General features: G+C 48.9%; 9 protein-coding genes. 5 read left to right on the forward strand and 4 right to left on the reverse strand.

The window, feature by feature from the left end; all coding sequences use genetic code 11:
* The first annotated feature begins 365 nt into the window (after positions 1 to 365).
* The 5 genes from AB7038_RS13870 (at position 366) to AB7038_RS13890 (ending at position 6,525) form a co-directional block, all read left to right on the forward strand.
* Positions 366 to 1,151 carry an AraC family transcriptional regulator gene (locus tag AB7038_RS13870; RefSeq protein ID WP_025154011.1) on the forward strand — a complete coding sequence of 262 codons (786 nt, stop codon included), beginning with the start codon at positions 366 to 368 and terminating at the stop codon, positions 1,149 to 1,151.
* Positions 1,152 to 1,424: 273 nt separating this feature from the next.
* Positions 1,425 to 4,472 (forward strand): formate dehydrogenase-N subunit alpha, encoded by a 3,048-nt coding sequence (fdnG, locus tag AB7038_RS13875; RefSeq protein WP_369453507.1) that lies wholly within the window; start codon positions 1,425 to 1,427, stop codon positions 4,470 to 4,472.
* A gap of 9 nt (positions 4,473 to 4,481) precedes the next feature.
* A complete protein-coding gene (gene fdxH, locus AB7038_RS13880) occupies positions 4,482 to 5,372 on the forward strand; it encodes a formate dehydrogenase subunit beta (RefSeq protein WP_004235986.1) in 891 nt (296 codons plus the stop codon).
* Positions 5,365 to 6,021: a formate dehydrogenase-N subunit gamma gene (fdnI, locus tag AB7038_RS13885; protein ID WP_004238913.1), complete on the forward strand. Its 657-nt coding sequence runs from the start codon at positions 5,365 to 5,367 to the stop codon at positions 6,019 to 6,021. The genes fdxH and fdnI overlap by 8 nt, the downstream gene beginning before the upstream one ends.
* A gap of 162 nt (positions 6,022 to 6,183) precedes the next feature.
* Complete coding sequence (locus AB7038_RS13890; RefSeq protein WP_369453508.1) at positions 6,184 to 6,525, forward strand: hypothetical protein; 342 nt, start codon at positions 6,184 to 6,186, stop codon at positions 6,523 to 6,525.
* 96 nt (positions 6,526 to 6,621) lie between these two features.
* On the opposite strand, the gene AB7038_RS13895 is transcribed toward AB7038_RS13890, so the two are convergent.
* The 4 genes from AB7038_RS13895 to mrcB form a co-directional block, all read right to left on the reverse strand.
* On the reverse strand, positions 6,622 to 8,145 hold the full coding sequence (locus AB7038_RS13895) for a caspase family protein (RefSeq protein WP_032097817.1): 1,524 nt from the start codon (positions 8,143 to 8,145) through the stop codon (positions 6,622 to 6,624).
* 476 nt (positions 8,146 to 8,621) lie between these two features.
* Positions 8,622 to 8,903, reverse strand: a complete 282-nt coding sequence (locus AB7038_RS13900; RefSeq protein WP_032097816.1) for a type II toxin-antitoxin system RelE family toxin — start codon at positions 8,901 to 8,903, stop codon at positions 8,622 to 8,624.
* Entirely contained in the window at positions 8,893 to 9,144 is a 252-nt protein-coding gene (locus AB7038_RS13905; RefSeq protein ID WP_032097815.1) for a type II toxin-antitoxin system Phd/YefM family antitoxin, read from the reverse strand. Before AB7038_RS13905 ends, AB7038_RS13900 begins: the two co-directional genes overlap by 11 nt.
* Before the next feature lie 170 nt (positions 9,145 to 9,314).
* On the reverse strand, positions 9,315 to 11,822 hold the full coding sequence (gene mrcB, locus AB7038_RS13910) for a bifunctional glycosyl transferase/transpeptidase (RefSeq protein WP_369453509.1): 2,508 nt from the start codon (positions 11,820 to 11,822) through the stop codon (positions 9,315 to 9,317).
* Positions 11,823 to 11,944: the final 122 nt, after the last annotated feature.

Raw genomic sequence — 11,944 nt, forward strand, 5'->3', positions numbered from 1 at the left:
AACAGAGTGCGGTATTTAAAACATCAGGAAATAATAAATATTATTTGATTTTAAATGACCGGAAATAACTTCACGCCACCGGTAATCGCTTAATAACCGGAAATAATTAAAATCTGTATAAACAGAATGGCGGCAGCAAAATAGTAATGGATTAATATATTGCCGCCATGCGCAAATCAGACAACGACAATTGAATTCCGGCCTCTTTCACGTTACTGTTAACTGAACGTTTTCTATTTGTTACTGTAAAAATACAAACACGCTGTCCGGGTCTGTTATTATCACAAAAGCCCTGTTTTGCGGTGGCGGGATCTGATATAACACCCGCCGGTTTTTCCTTCAGTCAGATACGGAGCGCGGTACTCATGAGAAATATTCCGTTAAAAAGCGTGGATAATATCGCGCGGGATGTCATTGCGCTCGGCACTGATTATCTGCCCGATACCCTGCTGGAATACCACGCCCACCGCCGGGCACAGTTTTTGTATCCGGCCACCGGGCTGATTGAAGTCAGTACCGCAGACGGTGAGTGGGTGATCCCGCCCTCCTGCGGAGTGTGGATCCCGGAACAGGTCGCTCATGAAACCCGGATGCTGAATGTCAGTACCCGCAGTCTGTATATTGAACCGGCGGCAAAGCCGCGTCACGCCGTCAGTTGTGAGGTGGTGAGTGTCTCCCCGCTGCTGCGCCAGCTGCTGCTGGAGGCGGTGGATATCCCGGCGGAATATGATATTCAGGGGCGTGACGGTGTTCTGATGCAGCTGATCCTCTGCGAACTGGCGCGCATGCCCCCGCTGCCGTTTTTCGCACCGATCCCGCGTGATGAGAAACTCGGCCGCCTGTGCCGTGAGTTTATGCGCAAACCGGTTATCACCTCACAGCCGGGGGAGTGGGCGGAGCAACTGCACAAAAGCGAGCGCTCTTTCAGCCGTTTTTTCCGCACCCAGACCGGGATGTCGTTTTCAGAATGGCGGCAACAGGCGTGTCTGCTGAACTCGCTGTCTCATATTCTGTCCGGAAAATCGATTACCGAAGTGGCGTATGAGCTGGGTTACAACAGTGCGGGGGCATTCTCGATTATGTTTAAAAAACAGATGGGGCAATCCCCTTCCCATTTTAAAAATGACGATTCGGATATCCGCCATTTTTAAATTGTTTTTTAACAAATATAATTTTAGTATGATGTCCGGAACACATTTGATTTATTTTCCTGTTTTCTCTTTTTGTGTATTTTGTTTAATTGATCTGAATCAAATTTAAATTTACCTTACTACCACTTTGTGATTATTTACAAAACACTAAAAACCTCAATTAATAATTATTAAACATCAAAGTTCACTTTCATTGATTTCAGGCAATATAAATTCAACCTTTGCTGATATTCTCCTCACGATTTTTTACAAATAAATAAAAAAGAGGATGCGATGAATTTCAGCCGCAGACAGTTCTTTAAGGTTTGTGCCGGCGGTCTCGCCGGAACAACTGCCGCCGCTTTAGGCTTTATGCCGTCAGTAGCAATGTCCAATGTCCGGGAATACAAATTACTCCGTTCAAAAGAGACCCGTAACACCTGTACCTACTGCTCCGTCGGATGCGGGTTACTGATTTACAGCATGGGCGATGGTGCCATGAATGCCAAATCAGCGATTTTCCACGTCGAGGGTGACCCTGATCATCCGGTCAACCGCGGGGCGTTATGCCCGAAAGGTGCCGGTCTGCTCGATTATATTCACAGTGAAAGCCGTCTGCGTTATCCGCAGTACCGCGCGCCGGGCTCGGATAAATGGCAGCGCATCAGCTGGGATGACGCATTTGAGCGTATCGCCCGTCTGATGAAAGCCGACCGTGATGCCAACTTCATTGAGAAAAACAGCGAAGGCACCACGGTAAACCGCTGGCTGACCACCGGGATGCTCTGCGCCTCTGCCGCCAGCAACGAAACCGGGATGTTAACCCAGAAATTTACCCGTTCCCTCGGGATGCTGGCAGTCGATAACCAGGCGCGTGTCTGACACGGACCAACGGTAGCAAGTCTTGCTCCGACATTTGGTCGCGGTGCCATGACCAACCACTGGGTTGATATCAAAAACGCCAACGTCGTTGTGGTGATGGGCGGGAATGCTGCGGAAGCACATCCTGTCGGTTTCCGCTGGGCGATGGAAGCGAAAAACAACAATGATGCCACACTGATCGTTATCGATCCGCGCTTTACGCGGACCGCTTCCGTGGCGGATCACTACATCCCTATCCGTTCCGGGACCGATATTACGTTCCTTTCCGGCGTGATCCTGTACCTGATGGAAAACGGGAAATTCCACGACGAGTATGTGCGCCATTACACCAATGCGCCGTTACTGGTCCGTGAGGATTACACATTCAAAGACGGTTTATTCAGCGGCTATGACGCTGAAAAACGCCGTTACGACAAAACTACCTGGAATTATCAGTTCGGTGAAGACGGCTATGCGCTGCGTGACGACACCCTGCAGAATCCGCAGTGTGTGTGGAATAAGCTGAAAGAACACGTCAGCCGTTATACTCCGGAGATGGTGGAAAAAATCTGCGGTACACCGCAGGCGGATTTCCTCAAAGTCTGTGAGATTCTGGCATCCACCAGCCCGGCCAACCGTGCGGCAACCTTCCTGTATGCCCTCGGCTGGACACAGCATACCGTCGGCGCGCAGAACATCCGTACCATGGCGATGATCCAGCTGCTGCTCGGTAATATGGGTGTGGCAGGCGGCGGCGTGAACGCCCTGCGCGGTCACTCCAATATTCAGGGTCTGACGGACCTGGGTCTGCTTTCCACCAGCCTGCCGGGTTATCTGACCCTGCCGTCCGAAAAACAGACGGATCTCACCAGCTATCTGAACGCCAATACGCCGAAAGCCACGCTGCCGGGCCAGGTCAACTACTGGAGCAACTATCCGAAGTTCTTCGTCAGCCTGATGAAATCGTTCTACGGCGATGAAGCAACCAAAGAGAACCAGTGGGGCTATGACTGGCTGCCGAAATGGGATCAGGCTTATGACGTGCTGAAGTATTTCGACATGATGAACAAAGGCGAAATCAACGGCTATATCTGTCAGGGCTTTAACCCGGTCGCGTCCTTCCCGGACAAAAACAAAGTGGTCAGCTGCCTGAGCAAACTGAAATACCTGATAACCGTTGACCCGCTGAGCACTGAAACCGCGAGCTTCTGGCAGAACCACGGCGATATGAATGATGTGGATCCGGCATCCATTCAGACTGAGGTGTTCCGTCTGCCGTCCACCTGTTTCGCGGAAGAAGACGGCTCGATTGCCAACTCCGGCCGCTGGTTACAGTGGCACTGGAAAGCAGCGGATGCCCCGGGGGAAGCCCGTACCGATGGTCAGATCCTTGCCGGTATTCTGTGGAAAATGCGCGAGCTGTATCAACAGGAAGGCGGTCAGGGTGTCGATCAGCTGATGAAAATGTCCTGGGATTACAAGCAGCCGTTTAATCCGGAATCCGACGAAGTCGCCAAAGAGAACAACGGCGTGGCCCTTGACGATCTGTATGATGCCAACGGCAACTTACAGGCGAAAAAAGGCGAACTGCTCAGCTCCTTTGCGCTGCTGCGTGATGACGGCTCCACCGCGTCCTCCTGCTGGATCTACACCGGCTGCTGGACGGAACAGGGTAACCAGATGGCGAAACGGGATAACAGTGACCCGTCAGGTATCGGTAACACCCTAGGCTGGGCCTGGGCATGGCCGCTGAACCGCCGTGTTATTTATAACCGCGCCTCTGCCGATCTGCAGGGTAAACCGTGGGATAAAAACCGCGTGCTTATCGAGTGGAACGGCAAGAAATGGGTCGGTAACGATATCCCTGACTTCAACGCCTCTGCACCGGAAGCCGGTACCGGTCCGTTTATTATGCAGCCGGAGGGCTTAGGCCGTCTGTTTGCCATTGATAAAATGGCGGAAGGACCGTTCCCGGAACACTACGAGCCGTTTGAAACACCGATTGGTACTAACCCGCTGCATCCGGAAGTCGTATCCAACCCGGCTGCCCGTATCTTTGAGGATGATAAAAAACGTCTCGGAAATCATACGGAGTTCCCGTACGTCGGCACGACTTATCGTCTGACAGAGCATTTCCATACCTGGACCAAACATGCGCGGCTCAATGCTATCGCACAACCGGAACAGTTTGTGGAAATCAGTGAAACCCTGGGCGCAGCCAAAGGGATCCGCAGCGGCGATAAAGTGAGAGTCAGCAGTAAACGCGGCTTTATCCGTGCGGTTGCTGTGGTCACGCCACGTCTGCAGACACTGATGGTGGACGGTAAGCCGGTCGAAACTGTCGGGATCCCGATCCACTGGGGTTTCGAGGGTGCCGCCCAAAAAGGCTTTATCACCAACACACTGACGCCGGGAGTCGGTGATGCCAACTCGCAAACGCCTGAATTCAAAGCGTTCTTAGTCAACATCGAGAAGGCGTAAGGAGGAATTATGTCCATGCAATCTCAAGACATTATCAAACGTTCTGCGACCAACAGCATAACGCCGCCTCCTCAGGCCCGTGACGACAAGTTTGAAGTCGCCAAGCTGATCGATGTATCCACCTGTATCGGCTGTAAAGCCTGTCAGGTGGCCTGTTCCGAATGGAATGACATTCGTGATGAGGTCGGGTTCTGTACCGGGGTTTATGATAACCCGACCGACCTCAGCGCCAAATCCTGGACTGTCATGCGGTTCAGCGAGACCAAAGAGAACGGCAAACTGGAGTGGCTGATCCGCAAGGATGGCTGCATGCACTGTTCGGACCCGGGCTGTCTGAAAGCCTGCCCGTCTGCCGGTGCAATTATTCAGTACGCCAACGGTATCGTTGATTTTCAGTCAGAACACTGCATCGGCTGCGGCTACTGCATTGCGGGTTGTCCGTTCAATATTCCGCGTCTGAATCCGAAAGATAACCGGGTGTACAAATGCACACTCTGTGTTGACCGGGTCAGCGTGGGCCAGGAGCCGGCCTGTGTGAAAACCTGTCCGACCGGTGCTATCCATTTCGGCACCAAAAAAGACATGCTGGAAGTGGCGGACGAGCGCGTGCAGAAGCTGAAAAAACGCGGCTTTGCCAATGCCGGAGTCTACAACCCGGACGGTGTCGGCGGCACACATGTGATGTATGTGCTGCAGCACGCGGATAATCCGGAGCTCTATCACGGGCTGCCGAAAGATCCGCAGATTGATACACCGATTGATCTCTGGAAAGGGGTACTGAAACCGCTGTCGGCTATCGGGTTTATCGCCACCTTTGCCGGACTGGTATTCCACTATGTGGGGATCGGCCCGAACAAAGAGACGGACGATGAGGAAGAGGAGGAAACTCACCATGAGTAAGAAAAGCAAAATGATCGTCCGCACGAAATTTATTGATCGTGCCTGTCACTGGACAGTGGTGATCTGCTTTTTCCTGGTCTCCTTATCCGGTATTGCGCTGTTCTTCCCGACACTGCAATGGCTGACGGAAACCTTCGGGACACCGGCGATGGGGCGCATTCTGCACCCGTTCTTTGGTGTGCTGATTTTCGTCGTGCTGATGTTTATGTTTTTCCGCTTCGTTAAGCACAACATCCCGGAAAGAGAAGATCTGCCGTGGATTAAAAATATTATCGAAGTACTGAAAGGCAATGAGCACCATGTGGCGCGTGTCGGTAAATACAACGCCGGACAAAAAATGATGTTCTGGAGCATTATGAGCATGATCTTCGTCCTGCTTGCCACCGGGATCATCATCTGGCGTCCGTACTTTGCGCACTACTTCCCGATGTGGATGATCCGCTGGAGCCTGCTGATCCACGCAACGGCGGCTATTGTTCTGATCCACGCCATCCTGATCCATATGTATATGGCCTTCTGGGTGAAAGGGTCTATCAAAGGCATGGTGGAAGGTAAAGTCAGCCGCCGCTGGGCGAAGAAACATCACCCGCGCTGGTATGAAGAAGTGGAAGCCGAAGAAGCTGCTGAGGAAGCGAAGCAGAAGAAGTAATCGTCACCGGCTTTTAACTGTGAACTGCGCCGCAAACGTTCAATGCAACGAATGCGGCGCAGTTTTTTTATGGTTTAATTTCTGTCCGGAATAGTAACTGATTTTGCAGATTGGGAATAATTATTGGTCTGGTGAAGTCTGTACCAGCGTTAAGGAGATGCTATGGGTGTTGAATTTCACATAACGAGAGCTGAATTTTGGGCAGAGAATGAAGATGCACAGATAACTGCTGATGAATGGCTTAACTACATTAATAACGATAATGAATTAAACAGATATATTATAAACGGCGATTACCACGCCTTGTGGTCAGGTCACCCGTTGTACGAAGATTCATGGCTTGACTGGAGTGAAGGTAATATTTATACCAAATGGCCTGATACATACCTGTACAGAAAGATGTTGCAGATTGCAAAGCACCTTAATGCCCGGGTGATGGATGATGAGGGTACGATTTACAGTAACGAATCACAGTGGGAGTATGATCCGTCAACTTACGCTTAACGCCAGCTGTTGACCCGCAGAGGACAGGCCGGGTGGTTCTTAGGTCTGTTATGAGTGAATTGCAGACCTTAAAACGGAGTCTATTTTCCAAAGATATCATTCAATAATCTTGCTGATACTATCTTTTAGCCATCCTTCAACCTCTTTTTGTATATGTTGAGCTGCTGCGTTAGCTGAATCTGTTGAATTAATATTAACTTTTATATTTCTCCACTTATTACATTGCGGTCTGAAATACTCATCCCAACTCTGCCTTTTTAGAAATTCATAAGAAAAACTTATCATTACATCTTTGTTTGAATAAAATGGAACCACATAAAGGCATATAGGATCAACTATTTCAAATAAAGGCTCAAAGGATACATGCAGAATTCTATCATCCATGTAATGACTGTACGCAAAACCATCTACAAACGTTCTCTTTTTAATTACTTTTTCTAATTTATATTCTTTCCCATCATCAAGTCCACCTAACATCCCAAAACGATCTAAATCTGAAAGATAACCCGATATTCCTCTCGGCTTTTTAGGCAATTGCTTGTATTCTTCAACCTCATAATCTTCTGTATCAAAAGTTGCAACAGCGTAATAGTTCTTTTCTTTATTACTTTCAAGCCACTCCCCCAACTTAGTGTTGTTTGGAACATCGTAACTTGAAACTGAGTTATCAATTTTAATTGTATATAATTTTTTTATATCTTGATTCCAAGATGATAATTTTGAATTAAATTCTTTAACAAAATTTCGTAAACTTCCCTCATCGAAACAAATTTCTTTTGATTTTATTGATACTAAATCGTAAACATTAGTACTGGGTTGTTTATCTTCTTCTAATGGTAGCGAAGGCTTACTATCATTATTTTCTTTTGTTTCATCATCTAATTTGATACCAAAGGCTTTATAAATTAATTGATGTGTATCATTTGAAACTAAACCAAATTTTTCTAAGTTAGTTGATTGAGTAACAAAAATAGGTGAAGAACTTCCTGAGTTTGCAAAATCATCAGCTACTGCATCCATAATTTCTCTATATCGAATTTCTCCATTTCTATCTAGCAACGAAGTCAGGATACTTTCTGTAAATTGACTAAATTCTGTCCCAGCATATGATACCTCATCATCTCTGGAAGAAAACCAGAAATAAATATCATTCAGGCCATGCTCTTTTGCTGATTTCTTTAGGTTATTTTCTGTGTTAAATTCACTCTTTATGTACTGAGTCCCACTAAAGCAAGCATCAACAATCTTTACGCATAGCTTTGGAGATATGGATTTCATCCATTCATCTAGTTCTGAATTTCGTAGACCTGTTGTTTCTCTTCTTTTTTTGTCAAAATCAGAAGGTAAATAGAAAAAATCATCTTCAAATCTTTCGCCATGTCCACTAAAATAAAATATAAACTCAGAAATTTCTTTTTCTTTATATTTTTCGATAAAGTCAGCAATATTTCTTTTTATTAATGTTCCAGGGTCATCATTATTTAGGTAAAGGATTTCTTCAAAATCCTTTACGCTTTCTAAAACATCTTTAAACAACTCCGCATCATTTTTGCAAGCTGTAAGATTGTCGTAAATATCGCTTTTATAATTTTCAACACCAATTACAATACCAATATTCATCAGCGTCCCTCGTTCGCTATCATCCTAACTTTTAGACTATTTTTAACTAAGCCTAAGTTACCCACATTTATCGTAATGTCTATGATGCAATTTTCCCATGCATACTTCAAAGGTATTTTTCCATTTTAATAATTTGAGCTCTCTGCCAAAGTTCAACATAGCTCGATATTACCAACGTCTACTCTTGGCACATTTCAGTCGTACACACTGGCTTTATTCTGATTCCTCCGTTTCGTGACGAATTAACTCTTCACTATCAGGCATTATCAGCATCTGTTGTGTTTTTTTACTGTTTTTCTCGTCCGGCGCTATGGGTCACTTTATGACCGGCCAGTACTATTTCTTTTCAAATTCAGGTGATTCCGTATGTTCATCCGGCAACTCATTAAGCCATACATCGTCTTCAGAATGCCGGGTTACAACCTAACGCCGCTATCCGGATAGCTTGTTTCATCAATGGATTAGACTTCATTATGTCAGCGTCCATCAGCTATAAGATAAACGGTATTATTTTCCCGCTTAGCGACCGCAATCACTAACAGAACAACACAGTCATCAATAACTTCATAAATCAGACGATAACCGGACGCTTTGAGTTTAATTTTATAACGGTTATTACATCCGCTCAGTCGTGCTGACGGGACATACGGATTTTCCAGACGTTCTGCCAGTTTTTTCTTAAATTGCATCTGAACAGGATGACCAAGCTTATGCCATTCCTTCAGTGCTTTCTTTTCAAATGCAAGTTTATAGGTCATCCAGAGATACACTCACGATCTCAGGTGATTTCATGCGTTCATCCGCCAACTGATTAAGCAAAGCATCTTCTGCCAGTTCCACATACCAGGCAAATAACTCTGGCGGAACACAATAAAACGCAGGTTCATTACGATTAAGAATGGCAACCGGATTACCTTCACCTTCCTGTACCGTTCCCATCGGATTACGTTTTAAATCAGTAATACTTGCAGCCGTATTACTGAGTATCTGATACGTCATTTTACGCCTCCGCACTGTTATCCTCCGGACATGTATAGCACTTAAAAAGATGCGTTTAAAGATGCCATCTAATGATTTTATAACTCATTATTTGGTCATTACTCAAACATACCACAAAAAACAAAACCCGCCAAAAGGCGGGTTTTCAGTGCTTCTTACAGAACAGGGGATTACTGTTCAAACATCTCTTTCAGCCAGCCGGGGGCTTCTTCGCCCTGCTGCTGAGCCGGGACCTGCTGGCCGCACAACGCTTGTGCGTCTGTTGTCCAGACCGGTAATATCCGGGTGACACCCACGCCGTTGCAGACAAAATTGCCGTCCGCATTGACCGACATCTCCGCGATATCTTCCGGCGGTGTGAGGTTCAGTGCCAGCGGCGGCTGATTGTCCAGATAACGTCCGTAAAGCACCAGCGCACCGGAGCCGCCGTACAGGCCGGACGGGCTGTTATCATCCAGCCCCATCCAGGATACGGTGACCTCTTTGCCGTCGATACCGACAAACCAGCTGTCGCGCATCAGGTTGGTGGTCCCGGTCTTCCCGGCCAGATGATATTTACCGAATTTCGATCCCAGACGACGGGCCGCGGTACCGCGTTCCACCACCTGCTGCATGCCGTACAGCGTCATATAGGCCGCCTGCGGAGCCACAGCACGCTGTGCCTGCGGGAAGCTCTGATAAATCACTGTACCGTCTTCCGCGATCACCGAGCGCAGTGCGGACAGTGTCGCACGGTTACCGCCGCTGCCGATGGTCTGGAACAGCTGAGAAACCTGTAATGGTGTCAGGTTTACCGCACCGAGCAGCATTGCCGGGACTTTCTGGATATTTTTCGCCGGTGCGCCGAGACGGACAAAGGTATCCGCCACCGCATCCAGGCCGACCGCCATACCGAGATTAACCGTCGGTACGTTGATAGAGCGCGCCAGCGCATCCACCAGCATCACACGACCGCTGAAGGTTTTGCTGTCATTACGCGGTGACCAGGTACCGCCGCCGCCCGGCACATTAATAGTCAGCGGCTGGTCGTCCAGCCAGGTGTTCAGGCGATAAGTGTCCGGAATACCGAGCGCGGTGAGATAGGTCATCGGTTTGGCCAGCGAGCCGATAGAGCGCTCTGCAGCCATAGCACGGTTAAATCCGGCAAACTGCGGCTGGGAGCCGCCGACCATCGCACGGACTTCGCCGCTGATGCGGTCAACCACCACCATCGCCCCTTCCAGTTCCGGTTTTTTACGCTCTGCACGGATGGCTTTCACGCCTTCCTCAACGGCATTTTCAGCCGCATCCTGTGAGACCGGATCCAGTGTGGTGAAGATTTTCACGCCGGACAGATCATCCACTTTATCACCGAGCTTCTCGCGCAGTTCCTGACGAACCAACTGCATAAAGGCCGGCTGCGGAGTGATCACGCCACTTTTCTCTTTCACACCCAGCGGACGTGCGCTCAGGACATCATACATTTCCTGATCGATCACACCGCCCTGGGTTTGCAGGAGTTTCAGCACCACGTTACGGCGCTCAAGGGCATTTTTCGGGTTACGCCACGGGTTATAGACCGACGCACCTTTTACCATCCCCACCAGCAGTGCCACCTGGTCGAGACTCAGCTCATCCACCGGACGGCCGAAGTAATAGAGGCTCGCCAGCGGGAAGCCACGGATTTGCTCATCCCCGCTCTGCCCCAGATACACTTCGTTGAGATACAGTTCCAGGATGCGGTCTTTGTCGTAGCGGTAATCCATAATGAGCGCCATATAGGCTTCATTAGCTTTACGCACCAGTGTCCGTTCGTTGGATAAGAACAGGTTTTTCACCAGCTGCTGTGTCAGCGTACTGCCGCCCTGCACCGCACGTCCCGCCGTCAGGTTTGCCAGCAGGGCGCGTCCGATGGAGGTGATGCTGATACCGTCATGCTCATAGAAATTGCGGTCTTCGGTCACCAGCAGGGCTTTGACCAGCTCATCCGGGAAGCCGCTGCGGGCCAGGAACAGACGCTGCTCACCATTCGCGGACTGCATCATGGTGATCAGTTTCGGATCGAGGCGGAAAAAGCCGAATTCGCGGCCGTTATCCACGTTTTCAATTTTTTCCAGTCCGCTGCTGCCGAAGGTCAGACGGGCATTGATCTGCCCCTCTTTACTGTCCGGGAAATCAAACGGACGGCGCAGCATCTGAATGGTATTACCGGTCACGGAAAATTCACCGGCACGGGTGATTTTGGTGACTTTGCGGTACTGCATACCTTCCAGCAGTTTCACCATCTCATTGAGGCTGTAATCCATACCCGGCTCAAGGTTCACTGTGCGTCCGTAAACCGCGGCAGGCAGATCCCAGACTTTGCCGTCCAGGCGGTCACTGATTTTCCCGGCCAGATAAACGCCATAGATCCCCAGCAGGATGGCCATCACAATGCCGAGTTTGACCAGGAACCAGAACCAGCGCCAGCGTCGTTTAGGCGGCTTGTTTTTGCGCCCTTTTTTACTCATGCGCGGGCTGTCCTCTTCATCGTCATAATCATCATCATCCGGTTCGTCATCCCCGAAATCATCATCGTATTCAATATCATCGTCATAATCCTCATCCCGGCGGCGACGGCGGTCTGAGCGCCCTCTTTTTTTACCGGCAGAGACTTTACTGCCCCTGCGGCCGGTGGGTTCACGATCAAAATCAGACATGGTCTCTCCCGTCAGTCTGTCTGCCGCACAATAATGTGCCGGGCGGGACAGGCGGTTATTTCATCAGTTGCTATTGTCGCCGATTCCGGCAACAGACACAGTAAAAATCCGTTAAACAAAGA

The sequence above is a fragment of the Morganella morganii genome, from assembly GCF_041099235.1.
Taxonomy (GTDB): Bacteria; Pseudomonadota; Gammaproteobacteria; order Enterobacterales; family Enterobacteriaceae; genus Morganella; species Morganella morganii_E.